Here is a 25,685-nt window from a genome sequence, read left to right as displayed (position 1 = left end):
AAATATTGCTATGCAACATTGGATTTGTTAGTCTTGCGGCCTTCCGGAATCTGGACTAGATTCCGGGTCACCCGCCATACCTAAACAAGACCATGAAACCAACTTCCCGCCTCCTGAAATATCTGCTGCTGGCCACTGCCGTATCGAGCACCTTCGCCGGCGCCGCCCATGCGGCAGCAGCATTGCCACCCGAATTCACCGCCCAGCTGGACAAGGATTTCCCCGCCATCGAGGCCCTCTACCAGGACCTGCACCGCAACCCGGAGCTGGCCTTCCAGGAACACCAGACCGCGAAAAAACTGGCCGAACGCGTGAAAGCGCTGGGCTTTGAAGTGACCACCGGCGTCGGCGGCACCGGCGTCGTCGCGATCCTGAAGAACGGCCCTGGCCCGATCGCCATGCTGCGTACCGAAATCGACGCGCTGCCGGTGCTGGAAAAGACCGGCCTGCCGTTCGCCAGTACCGCCACCGCCAAGAATGCCGCCGGCGAGACCGTCCCGACCATGCACGCCTGCGGCCACGACGTCCACATGTCGGCCTGGTATGCCACCGCCAAGCTGATGGCGGAAAACCGCAAGGCCTGGAGCGGCACGCTGATGCTGGTCGGCCAGCCGGCCGAAGAACCGCTGACCGGCTCCGCCGCGATGCTCAAGGATGGCCTGTTCACGCGCTTCCCGAAGCCTGACTATGCGATCTCGCTGCACGACGAAGGCACGCTGCCGGCAGGCCAGCTTGGCTGGCACGCCGGCCACTTCCGCGCGTCGGCCGACACCGTCACCATCACCCTGCACGGCCAGGGCGGCCACGGCGCCACGCCACAGGAAACGCGCGACCCGGTCGTCATGTCGGCACGCGTCGTGCTGGCGCTGCAGACCCTGATCTCGCGCGAGAACAACCCGGCCGACCCGGTCGTCATCACCGTCGGCAGCATCCACGGCGGCACCCAGGCCAACATCGTGCCCGACCAGGTCAAGCTGCAGCTGACGGTGCGTACCTTCCGCCCGGAAGTGCGCAAGCGCGTGCTGGCCAGCATCGTGCGTGAAGTCGAAGGCGAGGCAATGGCCGCCGGCATGCCGAAGAAGCCGCAAGTGGACATCGTGCCGGGCGCCGATTCGGTCTACAACGACCCCGAGCTGACCGCACGCGCCGTGACGGCGGTGCAGGGCGCGCTGGGCGCCAAGAACGTGGTCGAGATGCCGGCCAAGATGACGTCGGAAGATTTTGCGAATTACGGCCAGGCCGGTGTGAAAGCCGTGCTGCTGCACGTGGGCGCCGTCGAACCGAAGAAACTGGCCGATGCCCGCGCGGCCGGCAAGTACCCGCCTGGTACGCACTCGCCGCAGTGGGCGCCGGACTTCAAGCCGACCGTGCGTTCGTTCATCACGGCGGAAACGGCGATCCTGCTGGATCTGCTGAAGCCGGGGCAGAAGAAGTAAGGTACCAGGTAGTCATGAAAACGCCGGCTTGATGCCGGCGTTTTTTTTTGGTCTTGCGGATGCGTCGGCGATGGGCGGGCGCCGTACCGCATGGAGTCAGGACTCCACCCTACGTATCGCGCGAATTGTAGGGTGGAGTCCCGACTCCACGCGTTTCACCGTTCGCTTACCCGCGGCACAAATAAAAACCGCCCGGCATGCGGGCGGCTCTATCGATCACGTCAAACGGTAGCGATCAGAATTCTTCCCACTCTTCGGCCGCGGCCGTGGCCTTGGCGCGCGCGGCCGGCTTGGCTGGTGCCGCTGCAACCGGCGCCGCCTTTGCCAGCGGACGCGCCAACTGCGGACGCGCCGTGACCACGCGCACCGGCGCCGGCGCCGGCGCTGCCGCCGCCTGCACATCGAGCTTGAACACCCCCACCACCTGCGCCAGCCTGGCCGCCTGTTCCTGCATGGCGCCGGCCGCCGCCGCCGATTCCTCGACCAGGGCGGCGTTCTGCTGGGTCGCTTCGTCCATCAGGCCGATCGACTGGTTGACCTGCTCGATGCCGCCGGTCTGTTCCTGGGTCGCGTGGGTGATCTCGGCCATGATGTCGGTGACGCGGCGGATCGATTCGACCACTTGTTCCATCGTGGCGCCGGCCTGGTCGACCAGCTTGGCGCCGACATCGACTTTCTCGACCGAGTCGCCGATCAGGACCTTGATTTCCTTGGCCGCCGCGGCCGAACGCTGGGCCAGGTTGCGCACTTCGGAAGCGACGACGGCGAAGCCGCGTCCCTGTTCGCCGGCACGCGCCGCTTCCACCGCGGCGTTCAGCGCCAGGATGTTGGTCTGGAAGGCGATACCGTCGATGACGCCGATGATGTCGACGATCTTGCGCGACGATTCGTTGATCGACCCCATGGTCGTGATGACCTGGCCGACGACGGCGCCGCCTTCGATCGCCACGTTCGAGGCGGTGATGGCCAGCTGGTTGGCCTGGCGCGCGTTGTCGGCGTTCTGGCGCACGGTGCCGGTCAGCTGTTCCATCGAGGCCGCCGTCTCTTCGAGCGAGGCGGCTTGTTGTTCAGTGCGCGCGGACAGGTCCATGTTGCCGCTGGCGATTTCGCTCGAGGCGCCGGCGATGGTGTCGGTACCGCCCCGTACTTCGCTGACGATGCGCACCAGGCTGTCGTTCATGTGGCCGAGTGCGCGCAGGAGCGCGCCGGTTTCGTCGCGCGTGGTGACGTCGATGCGGCGCGTCAGGTCGCCGCCGGCGACCGTCTCGGCCAGCTGCACCGCTTGCTGGATCGGGCGCACGATGCCGCGCGTGAGCAGCCAGGAGGCGAGGGCGCCGAGCAGCACCGAGAACAGGGCCAGCGTGGCGATCAGGGTCTGGCTGTCGTGTGCACGGGCGTCGATGTCGCGTGCGGTGGCGCTGATGTGCGCCGCCTGCATCGCGACCAGCTGCTGCATCGATTCCTGGTAGGCCTTGGCGGTGGGCGTGAAGCGCTCGTCGAGGATGCGCGCGGCCAGTTCCTGGTCGCCGTCGGCCTTGGCCTTGACGGCTTCGTCGCGCGCGCTCGAATAGGCCTTGCGTTGTTCGGTGATGCGGTCGAACAGGGCTTTTTCTTCGCCAGGCACGATTAGGGCTTCGATCTGCTTGAGCAGCTCGGCCGAGCGCTTGCCGGTCGCGGCGCTGTCTTCCTTGAAGAAGGGCCCGAGGCTGGCATCGCTGCTCTTGACGATCGCCGCCGTACGGCGCACGGCGCCGAAGACCTGCATATACCACTCCGTGATCATGCGTTCCTTGGCCAGCGGCTCGGCCAGGACTTGCGCCGTGCTGGCGGCGCCGCCATTGACGCGGTAGATGCCGACCACGGCGATCAGGACCGCCATGGCCAGGGTCAGCGCGAAGCCGATCGCCAGGCGCTTGCCGATGTTGAGGTTGCTAAAAAAGCCCATGACGCCGCTGCCTAATAAAAAGGAAAATCTGAATTTAACCGTGATTCACGGCAATTTCAATTACAACTGGGATATATATCCCTCATTTGGATGTGTGATGGCGCGAGTTGTTGTCTTTACGAAACAGGCGGCCTGCGGGAAGGTGAAACGGCCGCGCCAGCCCGGCAGGAGGCCGTTGATGAAGCTGTATTTGCCTGTTTGAGGTATAATTTCAATTTCCCGCGCGTGCCATTCGGCACCTTCAGCACAATGACCAAATTTGTATTCGTCACTGGCGGCGTCGTCTCTTCCCTGGGCAAGGGAATCGCGGCCGCCTCTCTCGCCGCGATCCTCGAATCGCGCGGCCTCAAAGTCACCATGCTCAAGCTCGATCCCTACATTAACGTGGATCCAGGCACGATGAGCCCGATGCAGCACGGCGAAGTCTTCGTCACCGACGACGGCGCCGAGACCGACCTCGATCTCGGCCACTACGAGCGCTTCATCAGCACCCGCATGAAGAAGGTGAACAACTTCACCACCGGCCAGATCTACGAATCGGTGATCCGCAAGGAACGCCGCGGCGAGTACCTCGGCAAGACCGTGCAGGTGATCCCGCACATCACCAACGAAATCCAGGACTACATCCGCCGCGGCGCCGAAGGCGTCGACGTCGCGCTGGTCGAAATCGGCGGCACCGTCGGCGACATCGAGTCGCTGCCTTTCCTCGAAGCCGCACGCCAGCTGTCGCTGCGCGCCGGCCGCAAGTCGACCGCTTTCGTGCACCTGACCCTGGTTCCCTACATCGCGTCCGCCGGCGAACTGAAGACCAAGCCGACCCAGCACAGCGTGCAAAAGCTGCGCGAGATCGGCATTTCGCCGAACGCCTTGCTGTGCCGCGCCGACCGCCGCATCCCCGACGACGAGCGCGCGAAGATCTCGCTGTTCGCCAACGTCGAAGAGCAGGCCGTGATTTCGGTGTGGGACGTCGATACCATCTATAAAGTGCCGCAAGTGCTCAACGAGCAGGGCCTGGACGACATCATCCTCGAAGCGCTCGACCTGCAGGCGCCGCCGGCCGACCTGTCGATGTGGTCGAAGCTGATCTACACGCTGGAAAACCCGAAGCGCGAAGTCACCATCGGCATGGTCGGCAAGTACGTCGACCTGACCGAATCGTACAAGTCGCTCACCGAAGCGCTGCGCCACGCCGGCATCCACACCGAGAGCCGCGTCAACATCGAATATCTCGACTCGGAAGAGATCGAAACAAAAGGCTGTGAGCATTTGGCCAAGTACGACGCGATTCTCGTGCCGGGCGGCTTCGGCAAGCGCGGCGTGGAAGGCAAGATCATGGCCGCGCGCTATGCCCGCGAAAACAAGATCCCGTACCTGGGCATCTGCCTGGGCATGCAGGTCGCGCTGATCGAATACGCGCGCCACATGGCCGGCCTGCCGAATGCGAACTCGACCGAATTCGATCTCGAGACCGACCAGCCGGTCGTCGCCCTGATCAACGAGTGGCAGAACCACGACGGCAAAGTCGAACAGCGCGACGAGAACTCGGACCTGGGCGGTACCATGCGCCTGGGCGCGCAGACTTGCGAAGTCAATCCGGGCACGCTGGCGGCCGAGATCTACGGCAACGTAGTCACCGAGCGCCATCGCCATCGCTACGAAGCCAACAACTTCTACCTGCCGAAGGTGGAAGCGGCCGGCCTCGTGGTCGCGGCGCGCACCCCGAACGAGAACCTGTGCGAAATCATGGAACTGCCGCGCAGCGGCGACAACGCGCACCCGTGGTACATGGGCGTGCAGTTCCACCCTGAATTCAAGTCGACCCCGCGCAGCGGCCACCCGCTGTTCACGTCGTTCATCCAGGCCGCATTGGCGCACCAGTCGGCGAACACCGCCACCGCCGCAAATGGGCCTTTAGATGCGGCCCCCACCGCTTTGCAAGGAGACGCAGCATGAAGTTATGCGACTTTGAAGTAGGCCAGGACCAGCCGATCTTCCTGATCGCCGGCACCTGCGTGATCGAATCGCGCCAGATGGCGCTCGACGTCGCCGGCACGCTCAAGGAAATCACCTCGGCACTCGGCATCCCGTTCATCTACAAATCCTCGTTCGACAAAGCGAACCGCTCGTCGGGCACTTCGTTCCGCGGCCCTGGCCGCGAAAAGGGCCTGGAGATCCTCGCCGACGTCAAAAAGACCATCGGCGTGCCGGTGCTGACCGACGTCCACACCGAGGAAGAGATTCCTGAGGTGTCGAGCATCGTCGACGTCCTGCAGACCCCGGCCTTCCTGTGCCGCCAGACCGATTTCATCAACGCCTGCGCCCGTTCGGGCCTGCCGGTGAACATCAAGAAGGGGCAGTTCCTGGCGCCGGGCGACATGAAGAACGTGATCGACAAGGCACGCAATGCGGCACGTTCGGCCGGCCTGAACGAAGACAACTTCATGGCCTGCGAACGCGGCGCCTCGTTCGGCTACAACAACCTGGTCTCGGACATGCGTTCGCTCGCCATCATGCGCGAATCGAACTGCCCGGTGGTGTTCGACGCCACCCACTCGGTGCAGCTGCCGGGCGGGCAGGGCACGTCCTCGGGCGGCCAGCGCGAACACATCCCGGTGCTGTCGCGCGCGGCGGTCGCGGCGGGCATCGCCGGCCTGTTCATGGAAACCCATCCGGATCCGAAGAACGCCCTGTCCGACGGCCCGAACGCGGTGCCGCTGGGCCGCATGAAGGAACTGCTTACCACCCTGGTCGAGATCGATCGCGTGGTCAAGCGTGCGGGCTTCCTCGAGAACGACTTCAAGGCATAATACTGCTGAGCTAATGTAGCAAGCGAGTCGAGGCGCCTCTTTGGCGCCTCGTCTTTCATGTGCGAGACGATTTTTACCCTTTGGAGATGTAAAACATGAGTGCTATCGTTGATATTATCGGCCGCGAGATCATTGACTCGCGCGGCAATCCGACCGTCGAATGCGACGTCCTGCTCGAATCCGGCGTGATGGGCCGCGCGGCCGTGCCGTCGGGCGCGTCGACCGGTTCGCGCGAAGCGATCGAACTGCGCGACGGCGATCCGAAGCGTTATTTCGGCAAGGGCGTGCTGCAAGCCTGCGAGAACATCAACACCGAAATCAGCGAAGCCATCATGGGCCTGGACGCCAACGAACAGGCTTTCCTCGACCGCACCCTGATCGACCTCGACGGCACCGAAAACAAGAGCCGCCTGGGCGCCAACGCCATGCTGGCCGTGTCGATGGCCGTGGCGAAAGCCGCCGCCGAGGAAGCGGGCCTGCCGCTGTACCGCTACTTCGGCGGTTCGGGCGCGATGCAGATGCCGGTGCCGATGATGAACGTGATTAACGGCGGCGCCCACGCCGACAACAACCTGGACATCCAGGAATTCATGATCATCCCGGTCGGTGCGCCCAGCTTCAAGGAAGCGATCCGCTACGGCGCCGAGGTGTTCCACACCCTGAAGAAGATCCTGCATTCGAAGGGCCTGTCGACCGCGGTCGGCGACGAAGGCGGCTTCGCCCCATCGGTGTCGAGCCACGAAGAAGCGATCAAGCTGATCATGCAGGCGATCGAGCAGGCAGGCTATGAAGCCGGCACGCAAATCGCCATCGGCCTGGACTGCGCCGCCAGCGAGTTCTACAAGGACGGCAAGTACCACCTGGAAGGCGAAGGCCTGGAACTGAGCGCGACCGACTTCACCAACATGCTCTCGACCTGGTGCGACAAATACCCGATCATCTCGATCGAGGACGCGATGCATGAAGGCGACTGGGAAGGCTGGGGCATCCTGACCGAAGCCCTGGGCAAGCGCGTGCAGCTGGTGGGCGACGATCTGTTCGTCACCAACACCAAGATCCTCAAAGAGGGCATCCAGAAGGGCATCGGCAACTCGATCCTCATCAAGATCAACCAGATCGGTACCCTGACCGAGACCTTCGCCGCCATCGAGATGGCCAAGCGCGCCGGCTACACGGCCGTGATTTCGCACCGTTCGGGCGAAACCGAGGACTCGACCATTGCCGACATCGCGGTGGGCCTGAACGCCCTGCAGATCAAGACCGGCTCGATGTCGCGTTCGGACCGCATGGCCAAGTACAACCAGCTGCTGCGCATCGAGGAAGACCTCGGCGACGTCGCCAGCTATCCTGGCCGTGATGCTTTCTATAATTTGAAGTGATTCGTCTGAAATAAATCGATGTACCCCGCGGGCCGCCCATCCTGGCGCGGCCCGCGTTCCCGAATTCCGCCATGCGCATCATTACGCTCGTTCTCGCCGCTTTACTGGTCCTGATCCAATACCCCCTGTGGCTGGGGAAGGGCGGCATGCTCGCCGTCGCCGACATGCGCGACCAGGTCCAGCTGGCCCAGGTCAAGACCGAGCAGCTCAAGGCGCGCAACGCCAAGCTCGAATCGGAAGTGCGCGACCTGCGCGAAGGCACCGGCGCCGTCGAGGAACGCGCGCGCCTGGAGCTGGGCATGATCAAGCAAAACGAAATCTTCGTGCAGGTGCTGAGGAAAGACGAGCAGCCGACCGAATCGATGACGGTGCCGCCGCCACCGCCGGCGCCCAAGCCCGGCAAAGGCGCTGCCCACGCACCGACCCACTGAGATGCATTCTACCGACCCCGCGTCCCTGACGACGCTCGAGGCGCTCGCCGCCTACCTCGCCGCCGCCTTCGAGAGCGGCGACGCCGCCAGCCTCGCCGAAGCCTTCGCCACTGCCGCCCGTGCCGAGGGCACGGCCCACCTGGCCGCCGCCGCAGGCTTGCCCCAGCTTGAACTGCGCCATGCCTTCGTTAGCGGCGAAATGAGCATGGGGACCACGCTGGCGATCATGAAGGTGATCGACTTGCATATGCCGGGGGCGGCGCACTAACCGCGGCTGCTCGCGTGTCCTTTGAACGCGTGGGCGGGAGACCCGCCCACCTTACGGGTCTGTGCATCGTCCACGACCTTTGGCGTTGAGGTGCATGCCATCTGCCGACGCAAACCCGACCAATTCAAATTGATCTGACCCGTAGGGTGGGCGGGTCCCCCGCCCACGCGTTCAACCGGCCCATGCACAGCCCGCACTCTCGATTAGGCCTAGATCAGCGTCCGCAAGCCGTCCTGATTGCCCTAGAATGTTCGCCATCTCTACATTCACAAGGAAGCCGATCATGAGCCAGCAACATGTCGCAGGACCATTCGACGTCACCGTCACCCCGCAAGGCCAGCCCGAGGTACGCGATGGCATGACCACCGGCCGCATGGCCATCGACAAGCGCTACCACGGCGAGCTCGAGGCTACGGGCGTAGGCGAGATGCTGTCGGCCATGACGACCACCGAAGGCTCGGCCGGCTACGTCGCCATCGAGCGCGTGACCGGCACCCTGCAGGGCCGTAGCGGCAGCTTCGTCGTCCAGCACAGCGGCACCATGGCGCGCGGGGCGCAGGCTTTGTCGATCACGGTCGTGCCGGATTCAGGCACCGGCGAGCTGACCGGGATCGCCGGCACGATGCGCATCCGTATCGAGGAGCGCAAGCATTTCTACGAATTCGACTACATCCTGCCGCAAGCGTGAACGCCGACAAGCAGGCTAGGGAGATGCTTGGCAGAATCGACCCCATATGATTCGAAAAATGGCATCTGCATGCGGGATTTCGATTCATTTCGTTGCGATCTGCTTTTATGCAGCTTGAGATTGTTTCGTGATACGGGCTGGATAGTGCTGTTTTGCCGGCGAGCGCCGGCATAGACTGGGTCATCCGCAATCCACTTGGAATGCATTGCGGAATTCCGAAGGAGCAGGTGGCGATACGCTGCCTGGTCCGAACCTATCCCGCTTCGTAAAGGAACCATCATGCGTCACGCTTATCGCCTGCACCGCCTGCTCCCCGCCTGCCTGCTCCTCCTGGCCAGTGCCGCCTCGGCCCGCACCATGCCCTATCCACAAGTCGACGACGATACGGCCGGGTCGACCGTACAGGTGACGGCGCCTGCCGCCAGCGCCTTCGTCACGCCCGACCAGGCGCGCGAGATTGCCGGCTCGTACAGCATGTCGAACGGCTGGCGGACCAAGGTCAGCATGGTGTCGGGACGCTACATCGAGGCGCGCATCGACAGCGAAAAACCGATGCGGCTGCGTTCGGTCGGCAACGATACCTTCGTCTCGCGCGACGGCAAGGTCAGCATGCGCTTCAGGCAAGGCGAATTCGCGGACGGCATGACGATGAGCTTTGTGCCGGATGGGCGCCTGGCCCAGGTCGTTGTCCTCTCTTCGCGCATCGCGCAGCGCTGAGCACATGCATGGGGTCGTATGACCCCATGGCGTCCTTAGACGCGTTTGCGGCGCAGCCCGGCCAGCCCGGCCAGTCCGGCGGCAAACAGGGCGATGCTCGCCGGTTCGGGAACCTCGGTGTCGCGGACGAGTTTCAGGTAGCCGGTTGCACCTGCGCACTGGTTGCCGCTTGGCCCTCCGCATCCTGCGCCCGCCATGCTGCCATCGCTGTTGGCATCGCTTACCGTGAACACCTGGCCGCTCGACCCCATCCTAATATGAGAGAACTGATCGTTGGCGTACAGCGCTCCGGTGAGGAACCCGTCTGCGCCGAAGGACAGGTTCATGTCGAGATAGCCGAAGCGGGTACTGAATCCACGGCCGTTGGTGGACGAATAATGCATAAGCTGGCCCATGCCCGGGTAGCTGTAGCGCAGGCCGAGCAGGCCTTGCACAGGCGCCGGGGCGCTGCCGATATATTGGACGAATGCAAACTGGAACGTGCCGGCTTCGACAGTCTGGCGGTCGAATTCGAGTTCCAGCGTGATGCCCAGCGGCGTCTTGTCGTTGGTCGCAGTCCATTCGTAGACCATGCCGGCGTGGCTCAGCAGGGGAAGCAGGGAACAGGCGGCAGCGGCTAGGGCAGACTTGATGTTCATGGGTGATCCTTTGTTTTTGGTAGCTTTTCTAAAGCAAGGAACGTTCCACAACAAATGTGTCCTATGGAGACAATTGGAGTGCGATCTTTTTTACATATGCAGTGTAAAAATTACCGACAGGCAGGACATCATCCTGCACGGCAAGCGGCTTCGCCGCTCTCCGGTATTTGCGTGAAACTTGGCCATTTCCGCCATTATGCATTACTCATGGCGTCAGCAGGCTTGCGGATGCAGGGACCGTATGGAGCACTGAAGCGGACGGTGTCGCCAGCGTGACGGGAATCACACCCAGAATCGCCGCACGCAGCACGTCGACTGCAGGCTTCTTGCGCGACTGGAAGCGCACAGTACGAATGCCCGCTTGCTCCAGCCGCGCATCGCGCAGGGCGTCTTTTGCGGCGGAATGGGTCCGGTCATCGAGTTCGATGACGGCGACGACGTCGCAGTTCCCGGTACAAACGACGTAATCGACGCGCTGCTGGGCAATCCTCAGACGGTCGCCGTGCGCCATCTTTTTATCCGCGCTGGCGGCTTCGATCAGGGCCGACATTGCCACTTGGGGAAACACATTATGGTCGGGCAGGGCGGCGACGAGCCGGCCGAAGAATTCCTGTTCGTTATCGGACATCAGCTTGCGGGCCCGATAAGCGCCGCTACGTCCGGTCTTTTTCGCGCCTTTCGCCAGCATCGCGCCAACGACGGCGGCCAGCGCAACAAGCATGGATAGGACGAGCAATGTTTTCATGAGGCGTACTTCCTTTCTATGAAGGCGGTAGTGAGACCATATCCTATTACAATATGTTGCCCAAGGGAACTATATTATTCCTGAGGCAGGGTGAATTGTCAGCGACGCAAACTGGCGGGCGATCGGCGATCCAGATGCGTCCAGGCACGTATCGATAAATAGCCAGTGCACATTTTGAACAAATGCGTATCAGGATTCAGGCAAATTATTTCTAATATTAAATTAATAATTGTCTTGGAATCCATTTTCGGGCATGCTTCGCCTGTTATCGTCCAGCCGGAATGAACAGGTGAATGCTCCAGAAAAGAAAACATTCCGGCATAGTTTGTACGAGTGTGCTTTCGCGCTTCTCATCGGCTGTTCTCTGGCGTTCATCCTGCAATGGCTGTTTGGCGAAGAGTTCGCTACGCGCGAGCAGGCTCGCGTGTATGCGCCGATCGCGGGCGCGCAGTATGGGGAAGGCAGGCGCGACGATATCCGGGTATTGCTGATCGATGATGCCGCGCTGGCGGCGGCAGGCCAGGTCTGGCCCGCCCGTTACGGCTATTCCGCGCGCCTGCTCGGCGCCATCGCCCACTACAAACCGAAAGCGATCTTCGTCGATATTTATTTCAGTGCGCAGCGCGACGACCCTTCGTTCGCCGCATTAAACCGCGCCTTATGCGCATTGCGGCGCGAGGGCATTGCCGTATTCCTGGCCAGCGCGCGCGACGGCAGCGGGAATTACCCATTGCGCCCGGAACTCGACGCACTCGCCGGCAAATGCTTCGACAAAGTGGCGATTCAATACACCCCTGACGATATCGACCGCATTGCCTGGAATTATCCGCTTGTCGCCGAGCGCGCCGGGCAGGGCGCCGCGCCGCTCAGGAGCGCGGCGCTGGCCTTGCACGAGGCGGCCAGCGGCCGCGCACTGGCGGCGGTACGGCATCCGCTGGCTCTGACCTGGGGCAGCTACCAGGCCGGGCAGGGCACCGGTTGGCGCCAGGATGCCGGCCCGAACGTCGCCTCGTATTGCCGGCCATGGAGCGGCTTTGCAGAGCTGCTGCCCCCGGGCATACGCGGCCTCTGGTACGAGGACACCGACAAGCCCCTGTGCGTGTATCACGAAACCTTGCACGCCGGCGATCTTGCGAACACGACCACGGAAGGCGAGGCGCAGCTGCGCAGACAGATCGAGGGCAAGCTCGTCCTGGTCGGACTCGGCACGACGAATTCGGGCGACTTCGTCCAGTCGCCCCTGCATGGGCGCATTCCGGGCATTTACCTGCACGCGATGGCGCTCGACAACCTGCTGGTCGACGGCGACGACCATGCGCGCCATATGTCCATGCAGCCCGGTCGCGAGCAGGCGCCGCTGGTCGCCTTCCTGGGGCTGTCGATCCTGTTCGTGACCATCGTACCCAAGCTGCTGCGCCCCTGGGTGGAGGCGCGTTTCGGCACGCAGCTGCTGGAGGAGCCGGTCGAGTTCTGGATGGCACGCCTGCGCCTGCGCAGGACGGAGGGCGTGCAATGGGGCGCATTGCTGGTGCTGCCCGCCGTGTGGCTGATCCGTGTGGCGGGCGTGCTGGTGGCCGGGTACACGATGATCTGGGCCGGGCAGCGCTTCTTCGGCCTGGGCGTGCTGTCCGTGGTCGGCGTGATCTTCATGACCCTGTTTGCCGAGTGGTTCGACCTGAACGAAAAACTGCGCCGCCACCTGCTGCTGCCGCCTGCGGTACCGCAATCCGCCATCCAACCCGTTCCAATAACCGTTTCTCCCGAGGAGCCTGTCGATGATGTTCCCACCCCCGCTACTTAAGCTGGCTCAGCTGGCGCGCCCGGCCGCCATGCTGCTCGTCCTGGGCCTTGCAGCCGGCACCGCGCTTGCCGCCGACGAGGTCGTCGCCGTCAAGGGCAAGCAGGTCGAGGTGTTCGCAGTCCCCGACAATGCCGAGCCGGGCGTCATGTTGCCGGTTGCTGGCCTGCCGTGGGCAATCAAGGAAGAAAAGAACAGCTTCTACCGGGTCGCCCTGAATGGCAAGGATGCCTGGGTCGACGCGATGCAGGTCACGGTGTCGCGGGCATCGAGCGACGCTTGCCCGCAGCTGGTGCGCGTCGGCCAGGTGCAGCCGGTCCCGGTCGCCGGCGCCCCTGGCCTTGGCCGCGTGCGCTGCAAATGAGGATGCAGCCACCCCGCTTGCGCGCCGCGGCATGGCTGGCCGCGTTCGCCTGGATGGCGGCAGCCCCGGCGGCAGCGGCGGCCGAGATCCCGGCCGTTGCCGGTGTCGCCGAGCTGCCGCCGCCACCGCCGCATGTGTGGGCCGACCCCCGGGCGAGCCTGGACGATAACCGCGTCCACGGCAACGGACTGGTGTCGATGCCGGCGCTGCAACAGTACCTGGACGGCCTGTACGCCAGGCTCAAGGCGTCGGCCGGGGTGCCCGACTGGCCGGGATCGGTGTACATCTCCGCCGACACCACGCTCAATGCCCACGCGTCGGCCGCCGGCAACCTGTTCCTGCATATCGCGCTGATCCAGTCGGCCGAATCTGAGGACGAAATCTATTCCGTGCTCGCGCACGAGTTCGCCCACGTGTACCTGAACCACCAGGCCACCTACGAAACGCATAACACGGCGGAAAACCTGCGCTTTGCCGGTACCATCCTCGGTGTCCTGGCAGGCAAGATCGGTGGCACGGGTGGGGCCGTCAAGTGGGGCGTGGGCGACACCATCGGCGCCGCCAACAGCCTGGCGCACGACGCCCTGATTCCGGTGTGGCAGCGCGACGTCGAACAGCAGGCCGACATGGCCGGGGTACACCTGAGCATGCGCGCCGGCTATTCCTACCCGGCGGGTTTTAAAACCTTCCTCGAGCGCCTGGCCACGCTCGAAGCGCGCGACGCGGCAGCCACGAATACGGCGAACGCCAGCGGCGCGGCCGTGGCGGGCACGACTGCGCGCAAGACCCACGCCAGTGCGCAAGAGCGCGAGACGCTGTTGACCGAGCGCGTCGCGCCGCTGTTGCCGCGTCCGCGTCCGGCGCCGCGCAAGGCCCCGTGGCAGGCGGCGCTGCGCGCGCCGGGCACGGCCGAAGTACTGGCCCATTTTGCGCTGCTGCCGCGCATTGCCGCCCTGCAGGCGCAGGGCAAGCAGGGCGAGGCGCTAAAGCTGGCGCAACAGGCGGCTTCCGGCGCGACGGCGGGCGACGCCACCATGCTGCTGACGCTGCAGGACGCGATGCGGCGCACCGGGGCATCGTCTCTCGCGCAGGCGGAGGTTCTCGTTCGCAACAGGGACTGGCCGGAACGCTCGTGGAACGCCTTGCGCCAGGCGGTTTACCTGGCCCACATGCCGGCCCAACCGGCACAGGCGAAAGCGGGGCTCGATACCCTGTTCAAGATGTTCGGCGAACCGGCCAGCGCCATGCCGGACATGGTGGCGATCTACCGGGAGAGCGGGGACGCGCTGGCGCAGACCGGCATAATGACGCGTTGCCTGCAATACGCAAGCTACCGCAAGGCGTGCGGGGAGAGCGCCAATACCGAGCAGGAACGCGCTCAACAGGCAGCGCAGGCAAAGGCCCGTGAAGACCAACTGAGCAAGAACGCCGCCGACAAGGTCATGAAAATGCTCAAGTGGAAATAGAACTGGGAATAAAAGCCGGGCGCGCTCCCTGTCGGGGCGCGCCGCGGCGGTACTGCCTTAGTTCGACGACGCTTCGCCCTGCTGCGCGCCGGCGCCCTGCTCGAGGAAGGAGCGCAGCATCCACGCGTTCTTCTCGTGCACTTCCATGCGGGTGGTCAGCATGTCGGCGGTCGGGAAGTCGTCGAGCTCGTCGGCGACCTTGACAGCAGCGCGCATCGTGCGCACCAGGACTTCGTTGCCGTCGACCAGTTGGCGGATCATGTCCTTGGACGACAGCACTTCCGGTTCTTCGGTGATGCTCGACAGATCGACATAACGCTTGGAGGTGGCCGGTGCGAAATGACCCAGCGCGCGGATGCGCTCGGCGATCTCGTCCAGCGCATTCCACTGCTCGGTGTATTGTTCTTCAAACATCACGTGCAAGGTCGAAAACATCGGGCCCGTCACGTTCCAGTGGAAATTGTGCGTCTTCAGGTACAACATGAAAGCATCCGCCAGGACAGTCGAGAGCGATTCGACGATTTTTGCGCGGTCTTCAGTGTTGATTCCGGTATCCATGTGCATTGCAGTTCTCCCATAAGTAAGTGTTAGTGTTGGTGAAATTTACAACACTGCTAACAATGCAACAGCTTAGCACCGGCTGGAAAATCGTGCGGCACGATGCCCCGTTTCAATTGCGGGACACGGCAATGTCGTGCGTCGCTGCCGGCAGGCTTGTGCTACCGTCGAGCCACTGGCGCATGGCCACGTGCGCAACAACCGCGGAGGAGACGGCATGGAAAGGTTTCTGATCGTTTTTCGGGGTGCGACCATCGGGCAAGCCGAAGGTCCGCAACATGATCCGGCACGCTGGGATGCCTGGTTCAACGCGCTGGGCGGGGCATTGGTCGACCGCGGTGCGCTCAGCCATGGCAGCGTCGAGGTGCCGACGCGCCTGATCGGCCCCAAGCTGAGCAGCAGCGCCTTGTCCGGCTATTGTCTCGTCGCGGCAAGCGATTTCAACGATGCCGTGCGCCTCGCGCAATCATCACCGGTGTTCGACGAAAACGGCTCGGTCGAGATCGCGCACCTGCGAGGCTAAGCGACCTGCAGACTCGCGAGGACTGCGCGCACCGCAGGCGGAATCGGTACCGACTTGCCGCTGGGACGGTCCACGTACACGTGCACGAAATGCCCGGCCGCCGCGGGCAGGGGCTCGTCGTTGCGGTACAAAGCCAGTTCATAGCGCACGCTCGATGTGCCGAGCTTTGCCACGCGCACGCCGACATGGATGGTGTCGGGAAAGGAAATCGAACTGAAGTAGGAGCAGCCGGTGTCGACCACGAAGCCGACCACCTCGCTCTTGTGGATGTCGAGCACGCCGCGGTCGATCAGCAAGCGATTGACCGCGGTGTCAAAGAAGCTGTAGTAATTGACGTTGTTGACATGCCCGTAGCTGTCGTTGTCCATCCAGCGCGTCGGCAGCGTCGACAAGTGGGGGAAGGCGGAGCGGGGCGTGTCGCGCATCGTTAATTATCTCTAATCAATGTTTGATATCGGGGGCCGGCACCAGCGCGTCGGCCGTGGTCGCGGTGGCGAACAGCTGCGCGCAATCGACCTTGTCGAAGGCGTAGTGTTTGCCGCAGAAGTCGCAGTTGATGCCCAGTTCGCCCAGGTCCGCCAGCGCCGATTCGACTTCCGGCTGGCCCAGCATTTTCAGCATGTTGCCGACCTTTTCGCGGGTGCAGCTGCAGTGGAATTGCGGGTGCTGCGGATCGAAGACGCGGATCGTCTCTTCCCAGAACAGGCGGTTCAGGAGCGTTTCGATGTTGGTCGTGAGCAGTTCTTCCTGCTTCAGCGTCTGGCCGAGCATGACCGCGCGGTGCCAGGTTTCCAGGTCTTCCTCTTCGCTCGCCTGCACCGTCTGGTCATCCTTGCCACTGTGGCGCGGCAGTTTTTGCAGCAGCAAGCCGCGCGAGACCTTGTCGTCGGCCGCCAGCCACAGTTTGGTGTCCATCTGTTCCGAACGCAGCATGTAGTTTTCGATGACGGTCGCCACGCTGTCGCCGTCGAGCGGGACGATGCCCTGGTAGGGCTGCTGGCCCGGCATCTTTTCTAGCGGGTCGAGCGTGATCACGAAGCGGCCGCGGCGGTTCACGTTGAGCAGGTCGGTCAGGCCGGCGTCGTCGACGATGTGCGCGTCCGGGGCCAATTTTGCCGTGGCGCGGATGCGCAGGTCGGCGTCGCACTCGACCACCAGCAGGCGCACGGGACCGTCGCCGTGGATCTGCATCACGATCGAGCCGTTGAATTTCAGGTTGGCCGACAGCAGGGCGGCGGCGGCCACCATCTCGCCCAGCATCGAGCGCACGGCTTTTGGGTAACCGTGGCGGGCCTGGATCTCGCGCCAGGTGTCGGAAATCTCGACCAGCTCGCCGCGCACGGCGGCGTTGTCGAAGATAAATTTCTGCAGGGTGTCCTTGGTGTCTACTGTCGTCATTCTCTATCCGATGTGCTTGAGCTGCGCCTTGAACAATTGGCCACGCGCCACGTAACTGGCGGCGTTGCCTTGCAGACGCAGCAGGTCTTCTTCCGTGAGCGTTCGCACCGCTTTCGCAGGCGAACCCAATATCAGCGAGTTATCCGGGAACTCTTTCCCTTCGGTCACCAGGGCGCCGGCGCCGACCAGGCAACCCTTGCCGATCTTCGCGCCGTTGAGAATCACCGCCTGGATGCCGATGAGCGAACCGTCGCCCACCGTGCAGCCGTGCAGCATGGCCTGGTGGCCGATGGTGACGCCCTTGCCGATCACGAGCGGGTAGCCCATGTCGGTGTGCATCACCGTGCCTTCCTGGACGTTGCTGTTTTCCCCGATGGTGATGCGCTCGTTGTCGCCGCGAATCGTGACCCCGAACCACACCGAGGCATTCGCCTCGAGCGTCACCTTGCCGATCAGGTTGGCCGAATCGGCAACGAAGGCCGACGCATCGATCTCGGGGGCATGCTCGCCCAGCTGGTAAATCGCCATGGATGTGCTCGCGGAAGGTTGAAGTGACGCTATTTTACGCGCTCGCGTCCGCTGATTGCAGCTAAGTACTCGACCAGAAATAAATGTGAATTTTGGCAAACAGAACCGGAGGCGATGCAAGGCGGCGAGTGCGCCGCAGTGCGAGCACTGCAAGCGCGAGCCAACGCCGCAGCGCGCCGGTTATGGCAGCCAAAAACACATTTATTTTTGGGTGAGTACGTAAATGGGGACGGTGGGCAAGAATCCAAGGGCATGCGTATAATCAACATTGATCCGAACGACCGTACTTTTTTAGGGCCGACATGACACCTTCCCGTTCCGAATTCCTCACCATCCGCGGCCTGCGCACCCACGTGCGCCACTGGGGCCGCGAAGGCGCCCCGACATTGTTCATGTCGCATGGCTGGATGGACATGTCGGCCTCGTTCCAGTTCATCGTCGATCACCTTGCCGGAGACTGGCACGTGATCGCCAACGACTGGCGCGGCTTCGGGCTCTCCGAGCGCAGCCATTCCGACACCTACTGGTTCCCGGACTACGTGGCCGACCTCGACGCCTTGCTCGAGCATTATTCGCCGGACGCGCCGGTGAACCTGCTCGGCCACAGCATGGGCGGCAACATCGTCAGCATGTATGCGGGCGTGCGGCCGGAGCGGGTACGAAAGCTGATCAACCTGGAAGGCATCGGCCTGATGGGCGCCAGGCCGGAGCAGGCGCCGAAGCGCATGGCCAAGTGGCTGGACGAGCTGCGCACGCCGCCGACTATGCGCGGCTACGCCAGCCTCGACGAAGTGGCAGGGCGGTTGCGCAAGACGAACCCGCGCCTGCCGTTCGCGCGCGCGGCCTTCCTGGCCGAACACTGGTCGGCGCCCAACGATGCCGGCGAGTACGAAATCCTGGGCGATCCGGCGCACAAGATGCCGGGGCCGCTGCTGTACCACCTCGACGAGATGATCGCCATGTGGAAGCGCATTAGCGCGCCGGTGCTGTGGATCGAGGGCGCCGAGACAGAAATGTGGAAGTGGATGGGGCCGCAGGACGGAATGCGGGCGGAAGTCGATGGGCGGCTGGCGCACATGGCGTCGGTGGAGCCGCACATCGTGCCGGGGGCGGGGCATATGGTGCACCATGACCAGCCGGAGGTGCTGGCGGGGTTGATCGAAGCGTTTTTGGCGCGGTGATGTGGAGACTCTGGGGCTGTTGCCTGTTCATGGTGAGTCGAATCCGCATGGGCGCAAGTGCCCATCCTACGGGATAGGGTCGTCGCCCGACGAGCATAATGTAGGGTGGACGGGTCCCCCGTCCACGCGTTCAGTTAGCGTAAGCACGATGCAAAGGAAATTTGCATCCCAGCCTCAAACTGCAAAGAATATTTGCATCCCCTACAAATGCCGCACCTCCACCGGCGGCACCTCCCACGCATCATTGCGCCCATCGACGTAACGCACCGGCGCCGCCAGCAATTCTTCCACCGGCACATCATCCAGGCTCGCCACCGTCACCGCATGGAACGCCCCCAGCCGCGCCGAATGCCCGGTCGAAAACACATTGATCCCGCAATGCCGGCAAAAACAATGAACGTCGCGCTTGGCAGCGAAGCGATACTCGCTCAAGGCATTCTCGCCCGCCAGCAGCCGGAATGCGCTGGACGGCACCTGCACCGCCCAGAAACGCATCTTCGTGCAGACCGAGCAATTGCATTTGACGGTGCCGGCGGCGAGGTCGGCTTCGTAGTGCACCGCGCCGCAATGACAGCTGCCGTGGCAAGTCCGCATCATGCGCTCCCGAAATGAAACGCTCACTCTACCATTTCCACCCCGGCAAGCGGACGCCGTCGCGCCGGCCCGCGCAATGCGGCGTACAATGTTTGCTCGTCCAGAAAACCGCCCGCGCATCATGCTGAAAGTCGATCTTCACTGCCATTCCAATGTCTCCGACGGCGTGCTCGCACCCGCCGCCCTGGCCGCTTACGCGCGCAAGGGCGGGGTCGAGGTCTGGGGCCTGACCGACCACGACGAAGTGGGCGGCGTCAAGCCGGCGCGCGCCGCGGCGACAGAGCAGGGCATGCGCTTCGTGCCCGGCGTCGAAATCTCGGTCACCTGGGCCAACCAGACCGTGCACCTGGTCGGCCTGCAGATCGACGAAGACAATCCGGCGCTGCTGGCCGGCCTGGCCCAGACCCGCAACGGACGCGATGCGCGCGGACGCGAAATTGCCGCTCAGCTGGAAGCAGCGGGCATCCCGGACGCCTACCAGGGCGCACTGAAATTCGTCGGCAACCCGGACCTGCTCTCGCGCACCCATTTCGCGCGCTACCTGGTCGAATGCGGCAAGTGCGACACCACCACCGAGGTGTTCCGCCGCTTCCTTACCGAAGGCAAGCCGGGCTACGTGCCGCACCGCTGGGCCTCGCTGCCGGAAGCCATGGGCTGGATCCAGGGCGCCGGCGGCATTCCCGTGATCGCGCATCCGGGGCGCTACAAATTCTCGCAGACGGCCGAGGACGCGCTGTTCGACGAATTCCGCCAGCTGGGCGGGAATGCAATCGAGGTCGTGACCGGCAGCCATACACCGGACCAGTACGCGACCTATGCCGAGGTGGCGCGGCGCTATGGCTTTTTGGCGTCGCGCGGAACGGATTTCCATGCGCCGGGGGAGGCGCGGGTGGAGTTCGATGCGCTGCCGCCGTTGCCGGCCGGGGTAACGCCGGTGTGGTACGACTGGTTTTGATCGTTGTGTTGCGCGTGGGGTGGGCGCCCCGTGCCCACGCGTGACGTTCGCATGGTGTTGGCCTTGTTCTCAAAATGACGAGCCAACACGACGCATGGTTGACGCGTGGGCACGGGGCGCCCACCCTACAAAACCGTGATCCGATTGCGGGCGCTTTAAGCCCAGCATAAGCCTCCCACCCTTGCATTTCCCCTCGGGCACCCCTATCTTGGCATCCTGTTAATGTCAATCGCCCCGGAGGCATCCCCATGAAGCGCATCGTGTTATTCCTCGCCACCAACCTCGCGGTTGTGCTGGTGCTGACGGTCGTCCTGAACCTGCTCGGGGTCGGGCGCGCGGTTTCGGCGCAGGGGATCAATGTCGGCGCGCTGGCCGTGTTTTCGCTGGTGGTGGGCTTTACCGGTTCCATCATTTCGCTCTTGATGAGCAAACCGATGGCCAAGTGGTCGACCGGTGCGCGCGTCATCGAGCAGCCGCAAAATTCCACCGAGCTGTGGCTGGTGAACACGGTGCGCCAGCTGTCCGAGCGCGCCGGCATCGGCATGCCGGAAGTGGCCGTCTACGATGGCGAGCCGAACGCCTTCGCCACCGGCGCCTTCAAGAATTCGGCGCTGGTCGCCGTTTCCACCGGCCTGCTGCAAGGCATGAACCGCGACGAAGTCGAAGCCGTGCTCGGCCACGAAGTGGCGCACATCGCCAACGGCGACATGATCACGCTGACCCTGATCCAGGGCGTGGTGAATACTTTCGTCGTGTTCTTCGCGCGCGTGGTCGGCTATTTCGTCGACAAGGTCCTGCTGCGCAACGAGGGCGGCCGCGGCATCGGTTACATGGCAGCCGTGTTCGTGTGCGAAATCCTGTTCGGTCTGCTAGCATCGATCATCGTCGCCTGGTTCTCGCGCAAACGCGAATTCCGCGCCGACGCCGGCTCGGCGAAACTGCTGGGCAGCACGGTGCCGATGCAGAACGCGCTGGCGCGCCTGGGCGGCTTCCAGCCTGGCGCCTTGCCGTCGTCGATGAGCGCCTCGGGCATTTCCGGCGGCGGTGGCGGCTGGGGTGCGCTGTTTTCGACGCACCCGCCGATGGAAGAACGCATCGCGGCATTGCAGGCACTGCGTTAATAAGAGGACACCGAGAGAGGACATTGAATGGGCCAGTTTTTCCATATTCATGCTGAAAATCCGCAAAAGCGCCTGATCGCGCAGGCGGCGCAGATCATCCGCGCCGGCGGCGTGGTCGCGCTGCCGACCGACTCGGCCTACGCGCTGGTATGCCAGCTGGACGACAAGGCGGCGGTGGAAAAACTGCGCCGCGTGCGCGGCATTGACGACAAGCACCACCTGACGATGCTGTGCCGCGACCTGTCGGAAATCGCGCAGTACGCGCGCGTCGACAACGTCCAGTACCGCCTGCTGAAAGCCACCATGCCGGGGCCCTATACCGTGATCCTGGAAGCGACGAAAGAGGTGCCGCGGCGCCTGTCGCACCCGTCGCGCAAGACCATCGGCCTGCGCGTGCCGGAAAACGCGATCACGCTGGCGCTGCTGGAAGAACTGGGCGAGCCGCTGATCGGCACTACCTTGCAGCTGCCGGGCGACGAACACATGCTGTCCGATCCGGACGAAGTGCGCGAGCGCCTCGAAAAACAGATCGAGCTCGTCATCGACGGCGGCGCCGGCACCCTGGAAGCCACCACCATCATCGACCTCACCGGTTCCGAACCCGTCCTCGTGCGCGAGGGCAGGGGCGATCCGGCCGCCTTCGGTCTCTGACAGACCGCCCCCAAGCCGGGCCAGCGCGCCCGGCTCTGCTAGAATCGCTCCCTTATGGATGAAATCATTCGCAATATCGCAGTCTATGCGCTGCCCGTTCTGTTCGCGATTACCCTGCACGAAGCCGCCCACGCCTATGTCGCCCGCTATTTCGGCGACAACACGGCGTATGCGCAGGGACGCATGACGCTCAACCCCATCTCGCACATCGATCTGTTCGGCACCATCATCATTCCGGTCGCGCTCTACGTGACTTCGGGCTTCGTGTTCGGCTATGCCAAGCCGGTGCCGATCCAGTTCGGCAACCTGCGCAATCCGAAGCGCGACATGGCCTGGGTGGCGCTGGCCGGTCCGCTGGCGAACCTCGTGATGGCGGTGATGTGGCTGATTTTCGGCGTCGCCTTGGGCGCGATGGAGGTGGCCGAGGACTTCCCGCACAAGGTCGCCCAGGCCGGCATCGTGACGAATTTGCTGATCTTCGCCTTCAACCTGTTCCCGTTGCCGCCGCTCGACGGCGGGCGCGTGCTGACCAGCATGCTGCCGAATACGCTGGCCTATAAATTCGCGAAGATCGAGCCGTACGGCTTCTTCATCCTGCTGGCGCTGCTGTGGCTCGGCGTGCTCTCCTTCTGGGTGCAGCCGGTGATGTGGCTGGGCGCCCAGGCGGTGGAATTGATCGCGTCGCCGATTACCTTCCTGCTGAGCTGAGGGATAGCATTTGATGCGGACGCCAACCGACAATCCCTCCCCCTGGGTACGCCGTTTCGCCGGCCTGGTGCCGGCCGGCGAGGTGCTCGACCTGGCTTGCGGCAGCGGTCGCCACGCGCGCCTGTTCGCCGGCCTCGGGCATCGGGTGCTTGCCGCCGACCGCGACCCGCAGGCGCTCGTCGCCGCAGCCTGTGCCGGCATCGAAACGCTGCAAGTCGACCTTGAGGAAGAAGGCGCGTGCTGGCCATTCGCAGCGGGCCGCTTCGCCGGCATCGTCGTCACGAATTACCTGCACCGGCCGCTGTTCCAGCACTTGCTGGACAGCCTCGCGCCGGACGGCGTGCTGATCTATGAAACCTTTGCAATCGGCAACGAAGCCTTCGGCAAGCCGAGCAATCCAGCCTTCCTGCTGCGCCCCGGCGAACTGCTGGAACTGGCTGCGCTGGGCGGCTTGACCGTGCTCGCCTACGAGGATGGTGTGGTCGCCGATCCGAAGCCTGCGCGGGTGCAAAGGCTGTGCGCGGCGGGGCGCGCCTTTATCGGAACCGAGGCCAAGCTCGACCATTTAGTTGGTCGGGAATGAACCATATTGGCGGACGATCCGCTACAATCAGATTTTTCCTTTACCGCACGTACCACTGATTATGATTAAGGGCAGCATTGTAGCAATCGTCACGCCGATGTTCGAAGACGGCAGCCTCGACAAGGATGGCCTGCGCAAGTTGATCGACTGGCATGTGGACGAAGGCACCGACGGCATCGTCATCGTCGGCACCACCGGCGAATCGGCCACCGTCACCCCGGAAGAGCACGTCGAACTGATCAAGCTGGCCGTGGACCACGTCGCCGGCCGTATCCCCGTCATCGCCGGCAGCGGCGGCAACTCGACCCTTGAGGCCATCACGCTGACGCGTGCGGCCAAGGAAGTCGGCGCCGACGCCTCGCTGCAGGTGGTGCCGTATTACAACCGTCCGACCCAGGAAGGCATGTACCGCCACTTCAAGGCGATCGCCGAAGCGGTCGACCTGCCGGTCATCCTGTACAACGTGCCGGGCCGCACGGTGGCCGACATGAGCAACGAGACCATCCTGCGCCTGTCCACGATCCCGAACATCGTCGGCGTGAAAGATGCGACCGGCAACATCGGCCGCGGCATCGAATTGCTGAAGCTGGTCGACAAGTCGTTTGCCGTGTACTCGGGCGATGACCCGACCGCGATGACGCTGATGTTCTGCGGCGGCGCCGGGAATATTTCCGTCACCGCCAACGTGGCGCCGCGCGCCATGCACGAACTGTGCGAAGCGGCCATGGCCGGCGACGTCCAGCGCGCCATCGCCATCAACAACAGCGTGCTCGAGCTGCACGCCAAGCTGTTCGTCGAGCCGAATCCGGTGCCGGTGAAATGGGCACTGGCCGAGATGGGCAAGATGCCATCCGGCCTGCGCCTGCCGCTCGCGCCCTTGTCGAACGCTTTCCACGACACCGTCCGCGGCGCCCTGCGCACCGCCGGCCTCGTCGTGCAATCCTGATTACAGATCTGACACCGTAACGATATGACTAAAAGCAACAAGACGACGACCTCCGTTTCCGCGCCTGTGCGCGTGCTCGCCATCGGCGCCGTGGCGCTCTCCATGGCGGCATGCACCACCGTTTTCGAGTCCGACAAGGTGGACTACAAGTCGTCCAAAAAGGCCGCGCCGCTGGACGTGCCGCCCGACCTGACCCAGCTGCAGAAAGACAATCGTTACGCCGTGCCTGAACGCGGCATTGCCACCGCATCCGGCATGCAGGCGGGCGCGGCTGCGCAGCCTGGCGCTGCCGCTGGCGTTGCAGTTCCTGCGGCGAGCGGTACAGCCATCGGCCCGGTCTCGACCGAAGCCGTGCGCGTCGAGCGCGCCGGCGACCAGCGCTGGCTGGTGGTCAAGCAGACGCCTGAACAGCTGTGGCCGCAGGTGCGCCAGTTCTGGGAAGACGCGGGCTTCCCGCTGGCGTCGGAATCGGCTGCTACCGGCATCATGGAAACCGAGTGGAACGAAAACCGCTCGAAGATCCCGCAAGACATCGTGCGCCGCACGCTCGGCCGCGTGTTCGACAGCGCCTATTCGACCGGCGAGCGCGACAAGTTCCGCACCCGCCTCGAGCGCCTGCCGGACGGCTCGACCGAGATCTACATCAGCCACCGCGGCGCCGAAGAAGTGCTGACCGGCGCCCAGAAGGAAACGACCACCTGGACCGTGCGTCCGAACGACCCGGCGCTCGAAGCCCAGTTCCTGGCGCGCCTGGTGGCCCGCCTGACCGGCGCCACCGAGCCGGCCGCCGTCAAGACGGCTGAAGCGACGCTGGCGAACGCCGCCGTGGCGCCGCAGCATGCGAAACTGCTGGGCGACCGCGTCGAAGTCGACGAGGGCTTCGACCGCGCCTGGCGCCGCGTCGGCCTGGCGCTCGACCGCGTCGGCTTCACCGTCGAAGACCGCGACCGCGTGCAGGGCGTGTACTTCGTGCGCTACGTCGATCCGGACGGCTCGAACAAGGAAGGCTTCATCAAGCGCCTGTTCAGCTTCGGCGATTCCGACAAGGCCAAGGAAGCCCAGCGCTACCGCGTGATCGTCAAGGCCGAGCCGAACGCCGCCGTCAGCAACGTCACCGTGCAGGACAACACCGGCGCGCCGGATACGTCGGCGACGGGCAAGAAGATCTTGTCGCTGCTGAATGACGAGCTGAAGTAATCGTTGTTCGGTACTAGAAGAGCCGGCCCTGTGGCCGGCTTTTTTTATGTCGAATCAGTG

The 25,685-nt window shown here is 63.9% G+C and carries 29 protein-coding genes; 21 read left to right on the top strand and 8 right to left on the bottom strand.

Annotation, left to right across the window (positions count from 1 at the left end):
* Positions 1 to 92: 92 nt before the first annotated feature.
* Positions 93 to 1,436: an amidohydrolase gene (locus IFT60_RS07180; protein ID WP_192051043.1), complete on the top strand. Its 1,344-nt coding sequence runs from the start codon at positions 93 to 95 to the stop codon at positions 1,434 to 1,436.
* Positions 1,437 to 1,671: 235 nt separating this feature from the next.
* Here the strand turns inward: IFT60_RS07180 and IFT60_RS07175 are convergent, their stop codons facing one another.
* A complete protein-coding gene (locus IFT60_RS07175) occupies positions 1,672 to 3,381 on the bottom strand; it encodes a methyl-accepting chemotaxis protein (RefSeq protein WP_192051041.1) in 1,710 nt (569 codons plus the stop codon).
* Between IFT60_RS07175 and IFT60_RS07170 the strand changes: the two genes are divergently transcribed.
* The 8 genes from IFT60_RS07170 to IFT60_RS07135 all read left to right on the top strand — a co-directional run bounded on the left by IFT60_RS07170 (position 3,380) and on the right by IFT60_RS07135 (position 9,671).
* Positions 3,380 to 3,583, top strand: a complete 204-nt coding sequence (locus tag IFT60_RS07170) for a hypothetical protein (RefSeq protein ID WP_192051038.1) — start codon at positions 3,380 to 3,382, stop codon at positions 3,581 to 3,583. The genes IFT60_RS07175 and IFT60_RS07170 overlap by 2 nt on opposite strands.
* Before the next feature lie 47 nt (positions 3,584 to 3,630).
* Positions 3,631 to 5,334, top strand: a complete 1,704-nt coding sequence (pyrG, locus tag IFT60_RS07165) for a CTP synthase (RefSeq protein WP_192051036.1) — start codon at positions 3,631 to 3,633, stop codon at positions 5,332 to 5,334.
* Positions 5,331 to 6,188, top strand: a complete 858-nt coding sequence (kdsA, locus tag IFT60_RS07160; protein WP_192051034.1) for a 3-deoxy-8-phosphooctulonate synthase — start codon at positions 5,331 to 5,333, stop codon at positions 6,186 to 6,188. Before pyrG ends, kdsA begins: the two co-directional genes overlap by 4 nt.
* 95 nt (positions 6,189 to 6,283) lie before the next feature.
* On the top strand, positions 6,284 to 7,567 hold the full coding sequence (eno, locus tag IFT60_RS07155) for a phosphopyruvate hydratase (protein ID WP_192051032.1): 1,284 nt from the start codon (positions 6,284 to 6,286) through the stop codon (positions 7,565 to 7,567).
* 71 nt (positions 7,568 to 7,638) lie between these two features.
* The gene (gene ftsB / locus IFT60_RS07150) at positions 7,639 to 7,998 is read left to right on the top strand and encodes a cell division protein FtsB (RefSeq protein ID WP_192051030.1); all 360 of its coding nucleotides are present in this window, start codon (positions 7,639 to 7,641) and stop codon (positions 7,996 to 7,998) included.
* 1 nt (position 7,999) lies between these two features.
* The gene (locus tag IFT60_RS07145; protein WP_192051028.1) at positions 8,000 to 8,266 is read left to right on the top strand and encodes a hypothetical protein; all 267 of its coding nucleotides are present in this window, start codon (positions 8,000 to 8,002) and stop codon (positions 8,264 to 8,266) included.
* 283 nt (positions 8,267 to 8,549) lie between these two features.
* Positions 8,550 to 8,954, top strand: coding sequence for a DUF3224 domain-containing protein (locus IFT60_RS07140; protein WP_192051025.1), 405 nt, complete (start codon positions 8,550 to 8,552; stop codon positions 8,952 to 8,954).
* A 279-nt stretch (positions 8,955 to 9,233) separates the two neighbouring features.
* Positions 9,234 to 9,671, top strand: coding sequence for a hypothetical protein (locus IFT60_RS07135; protein WP_192051023.1), 438 nt, complete (start codon positions 9,234 to 9,236; stop codon positions 9,669 to 9,671).
* A gap of 35 nt (positions 9,672 to 9,706) precedes the next feature.
* On the opposite strand, the gene IFT60_RS07130 is transcribed toward IFT60_RS07135, so the two are convergent.
* A complete protein-coding gene (locus tag IFT60_RS07130) occupies positions 9,707 to 10,309 on the bottom strand; it encodes a PEP-CTERM sorting domain-containing protein (RefSeq protein WP_192051021.1) in 603 nt (200 codons plus the stop codon).
* Between the two features lie 205 nt (positions 10,310 to 10,514).
* The gene (locus tag IFT60_RS07125) at positions 10,515 to 11,054 is read right to left on the bottom strand and encodes a DUF2726 domain-containing protein (RefSeq protein ID WP_192051018.1); all 540 of its coding nucleotides are present in this window, start codon (positions 11,052 to 11,054) and stop codon (positions 10,515 to 10,517) included.
* 424 nt (positions 11,055 to 11,478) lie between these two features.
* On the opposite strand from IFT60_RS07125, the gene IFT60_RS07120 reads away from it, so the two are divergent.
* The 3 genes from IFT60_RS07120 to IFT60_RS07110 are packed head-to-tail and all read left to right on the top strand — an operon-like array spanning position 11,479 to position 14,682.
* Positions 11,479 to 12,855, top strand: a complete 1,377-nt coding sequence (locus IFT60_RS07120) for a CHASE2 domain-containing protein (RefSeq protein WP_192051016.1) — start codon at positions 11,479 to 11,481, stop codon at positions 12,853 to 12,855.
* Positions 12,830 to 13,216 carry a hypothetical protein gene (locus IFT60_RS07115; RefSeq protein WP_192051014.1) on the top strand — a complete coding sequence of 129 codons (387 nt, stop codon included), beginning with the start codon at positions 12,830 to 12,832 and terminating at the stop codon, positions 13,214 to 13,216. The genes IFT60_RS07120 and IFT60_RS07115 overlap by 26 nt, the downstream gene beginning before the upstream one ends.
* Positions 13,217 to 13,218: 2 nt before the next feature.
* On the top strand, positions 13,219 to 14,682 hold the full coding sequence (locus tag IFT60_RS07110) for a M48 family metalloprotease (protein ID WP_192051011.1): 1,464 nt from the start codon (positions 13,219 to 13,221) through the stop codon (positions 14,680 to 14,682).
* A gap of 57 nt (positions 14,683 to 14,739) precedes the next feature.
* Here IFT60_RS07110 and IFT60_RS07105 read toward each other — a convergent pair whose 3' ends face one another.
* Positions 14,740 to 15,246, bottom strand: coding sequence for a Dps family protein (locus tag IFT60_RS07105; protein WP_192051009.1), 507 nt, complete (start codon positions 15,244 to 15,246; stop codon positions 14,740 to 14,742).
* 211 nt (positions 15,247 to 15,457) lie between these two features.
* Here IFT60_RS07105 and IFT60_RS07100 point away from each other — a divergent pair, with 211 nt between their 5' ends.
* Positions 15,458 to 15,763 (top strand): hypothetical protein, encoded by a 306-nt coding sequence (locus tag IFT60_RS07100; RefSeq protein ID WP_192051007.1) that lies wholly within the window; start codon positions 15,458 to 15,460, stop codon positions 15,761 to 15,763.
* Here IFT60_RS07100 and IFT60_RS07095 read toward each other — a convergent pair.
* From IFT60_RS07095 to IFT60_RS07085, 3 genes are read right to left on the bottom strand one after another with little or no spacing between them, the layout of a single operon-like run.
* Positions 15,760 to 16,188 carry an acyl-CoA thioesterase gene (locus tag IFT60_RS07095; protein ID WP_197986240.1) on the bottom strand — a complete coding sequence of 143 codons (429 nt, stop codon included), beginning with the start codon at positions 16,186 to 16,188 and terminating at the stop codon, positions 15,760 to 15,762. The two genes, IFT60_RS07100 and IFT60_RS07095, sit on opposite strands and share 4 nt — an antisense overlap.
* Before the next feature lie 16 nt (positions 16,189 to 16,204).
* Complete coding sequence (hslO, locus tag IFT60_RS07090) at positions 16,205 to 17,161, bottom strand: Hsp33 family molecular chaperone HslO (protein WP_192051005.1); 957 nt, start codon at positions 17,159 to 17,161, stop codon at positions 16,205 to 16,207.
* Positions 17,162 to 17,164: 3 nt separating this feature from the next.
* Entirely contained in the window at positions 17,165 to 17,689 is a 525-nt protein-coding gene (locus IFT60_RS07085) for a gamma carbonic anhydrase family protein (RefSeq protein WP_192051002.1), read from the bottom strand.
* Positions 17,690 to 17,991: 302 nt separating this feature from the next.
* Here IFT60_RS07085 and IFT60_RS07080 point away from each other — a divergent pair, with 302 nt between their 5' ends.
* Positions 17,992 to 18,870: an alpha/beta fold hydrolase gene (locus tag IFT60_RS07080; RefSeq protein ID WP_192051000.1), complete on the top strand. Its 879-nt coding sequence runs from the start codon at positions 17,992 to 17,994 to the stop codon at positions 18,868 to 18,870.
* Positions 18,871 to 19,071: 201 nt separating this feature from the next.
* Here the strand turns inward: IFT60_RS07080 and IFT60_RS07075 are convergent, their stop codons facing one another.
* The gene (locus IFT60_RS07075) at positions 19,072 to 19,491 is read right to left on the bottom strand and encodes a GFA family protein (RefSeq protein WP_374000831.1); all 420 of its coding nucleotides are present in this window, start codon (positions 19,489 to 19,491) and stop codon (positions 19,072 to 19,074) included.
* A 94-nt stretch (positions 19,492 to 19,585) separates the two neighbouring features.
* Here IFT60_RS07075 and IFT60_RS07070 point away from each other — a divergent pair, with 94 nt between their 5' ends.
* The 7 genes from IFT60_RS07070 to bamC all read left to right on the top strand — a co-directional run bounded on the left by IFT60_RS07070 (position 19,586) and on the right by bamC (position 25,625).
* A complete protein-coding gene (locus IFT60_RS07070) occupies positions 19,586 to 20,419 on the top strand; it encodes a 3',5'-nucleoside bisphosphate phosphatase (RefSeq protein ID WP_192051143.1) in 834 nt (277 codons plus the stop codon).
* Positions 20,420 to 20,667: 248 nt separating this feature from the next.
* Positions 20,668 to 21,540, top strand: coding sequence for a protease HtpX (gene htpX, locus IFT60_RS07065; protein WP_192050998.1), 873 nt, complete (start codon positions 20,668 to 20,670; stop codon positions 21,538 to 21,540).
* Between the two features lie 27 nt (positions 21,541 to 21,567).
* A complete protein-coding gene (locus IFT60_RS07060; protein WP_192050995.1) occupies positions 21,568 to 22,191 on the top strand; it encodes an L-threonylcarbamoyladenylate synthase in 624 nt (207 codons plus the stop codon).
* A 54-nt stretch (positions 22,192 to 22,245) separates the two neighbouring features.
* Positions 22,246 to 22,899 (top strand): site-2 protease family protein, encoded by a 654-nt coding sequence (locus IFT60_RS07055; RefSeq protein WP_192050993.1) that lies wholly within the window; start codon positions 22,246 to 22,248, stop codon positions 22,897 to 22,899.
* A gap of 13 nt (positions 22,900 to 22,912) precedes the next feature.
* Entirely contained in the window at positions 22,913 to 23,482 is a 570-nt protein-coding gene (locus tag IFT60_RS07050) for a class I SAM-dependent methyltransferase (protein ID WP_192050991.1), read from the top strand.
* 61 nt (positions 23,483 to 23,543) lie between these two features.
* A complete protein-coding gene (dapA, locus tag IFT60_RS07045) occupies positions 23,544 to 24,428 on the top strand; it encodes a 4-hydroxy-tetrahydrodipicolinate synthase (protein WP_192050988.1) in 885 nt (294 codons plus the stop codon).
* A 24-nt stretch (positions 24,429 to 24,452) separates the two neighbouring features.
* Positions 24,453 to 25,625, top strand: coding sequence for an NlpB/DapX family lipoprotein (gene bamC / locus IFT60_RS07040; RefSeq protein WP_192050986.1), 1,173 nt, complete (start codon positions 24,453 to 24,455; stop codon positions 25,623 to 25,625).
* The last annotated feature ends 60 nt before the right edge of the window (positions 25,626 to 25,685 follow it).

Origin of the sequence: Massilia sp. CFBP 13721 (assembly GCF_014842025.1) — a bacterium.
GTDB lineage: Bacteria > Pseudomonadota > Gammaproteobacteria > Burkholderiales > Burkholderiaceae_D > Telluria.
Note: the sequence above shows the minus strand (reverse complement) of the source record. Positions and strands in the feature narration are given on the sequence as shown.

Bases quoted from the DNA above. Each gene is read 5' to 3' on its own strand.
- IFT60_RS07180 (WP_192051043.1), top strand. From the start codon at position 93: ATGAAACCAACTTCCCGCCTCCTGAAATATCTGCTGCTGGCCACTGCC.
- IFT60_RS07170 (WP_192051038.1), top strand. From the start codon at position 3,380: ATGACGCCGCTGCCTAATAAAAAGGAAAATCTGAATTTAACCGTGATT.
- IFT60_RS07175 (WP_192051041.1), bottom strand. From the start codon at position 3,381: ATGGGCTTTTTTAGCAACCTCAACATCGGCAAGCGCCTGGCGATCGGC.
- pyrG (WP_192051036.1), top strand. From the start codon at position 3,631: ATGACCAAATTTGTATTCGTCACTGGCGGCGTCGTCTCTTCCCTGGGC.
- kdsA (WP_192051034.1), top strand. From the start codon at position 5,331: ATGAAGTTATGCGACTTTGAAGTAGGCCAGGACCAGCCGATCTTCCTG.
- eno (WP_192051032.1), top strand. From the start codon at position 6,284: ATGAGTGCTATCGTTGATATTATCGGCCGCGAGATCATTGACTCGCGC.
- ftsB (WP_192051030.1), top strand. From the start codon at position 7,639: ATGCGCATCATTACGCTCGTTCTCGCCGCTTTACTGGTCCTGATCCAA.
- IFT60_RS07145 (WP_192051028.1), top strand. From the start codon at position 8,000: ATGCATTCTACCGACCCCGCGTCCCTGACGACGCTCGAGGCGCTCGCC.
- IFT60_RS07140 (WP_192051025.1), top strand. From the start codon at position 8,550: ATGAGCCAGCAACATGTCGCAGGACCATTCGACGTCACCGTCACCCCG.
- IFT60_RS07135 (WP_192051023.1), top strand. From the start codon at position 9,234: ATGCGTCACGCTTATCGCCTGCACCGCCTGCTCCCCGCCTGCCTGCTC.
- IFT60_RS07130 (WP_192051021.1), bottom strand. From the start codon at position 10,309: ATGAACATCAAGTCTGCCCTAGCCGCTGCCGCCTGTTCCCTGCTTCCC.
- IFT60_RS07125 (WP_192051018.1), bottom strand. From the start codon at position 11,054: ATGAAAACATTGCTCGTCCTATCCATGCTTGTTGCGCTGGCCGCCGTC.
- IFT60_RS07115 (WP_192051014.1), top strand. From the start codon at position 12,830: ATGATGTTCCCACCCCCGCTACTTAAGCTGGCTCAGCTGGCGCGCCCG.
- IFT60_RS07110 (WP_192051011.1), top strand. From the start codon at position 13,219: ATGCAGCCACCCCGCTTGCGCGCCGCGGCATGGCTGGCCGCGTTCGCC.
- IFT60_RS07105 (WP_192051009.1), bottom strand. From the start codon at position 15,246: ATGCACATGGATACCGGAATCAACACTGAAGACCGCGCAAAAATCGTC.
- IFT60_RS07100 (WP_192051007.1), top strand. From the start codon at position 15,458: ATGGAAAGGTTTCTGATCGTTTTTCGGGGTGCGACCATCGGGCAAGCC.
- IFT60_RS07095 (WP_197986240.1), bottom strand. From the start codon at position 16,188: ATGCGCGACACGCCCCGCTCCGCCTTCCCCCACTTGTCGACGCTGCCG.
- hslO (WP_192051005.1), bottom strand. From the start codon at position 17,161: ATGACGACAGTAGACACCAAGGACACCCTGCAGAAATTTATCTTCGAC.
- IFT60_RS07085 (WP_192051002.1), bottom strand. From the start codon at position 17,689: ATGGCGATTTACCAGCTGGGCGAGCATGCCCCCGAGATCGATGCGTCG.
- IFT60_RS07080 (WP_192051000.1), top strand. From the start codon at position 17,992: ATGACACCTTCCCGTTCCGAATTCCTCACCATCCGCGGCCTGCGCACC.
- IFT60_RS07070 (WP_192051143.1), top strand. From the start codon at position 19,586: ATGCTGAAAGTCGATCTTCACTGCCATTCCAATGTCTCCGACGGCGTG.
- htpX (WP_192050998.1), top strand. From the start codon at position 20,668: ATGAAGCGCATCGTGTTATTCCTCGCCACCAACCTCGCGGTTGTGCTG.
- IFT60_RS07060 (WP_192050995.1), top strand. From the start codon at position 21,568: ATGGGCCAGTTTTTCCATATTCATGCTGAAAATCCGCAAAAGCGCCTG.
- IFT60_RS07055 (WP_192050993.1), top strand. From the start codon at position 22,246: ATGGATGAAATCATTCGCAATATCGCAGTCTATGCGCTGCCCGTTCTG.
- IFT60_RS07050 (WP_192050991.1), top strand. From the start codon at position 22,913: ATGCGGACGCCAACCGACAATCCCTCCCCCTGGGTACGCCGTTTCGCC.
- dapA (WP_192050988.1), top strand. From the start codon at position 23,544: ATGATTAAGGGCAGCATTGTAGCAATCGTCACGCCGATGTTCGAAGAC.
- bamC (WP_192050986.1), top strand. From the start codon at position 24,453: ATGACTAAAAGCAACAAGACGACGACCTCCGTTTCCGCGCCTGTGCGC.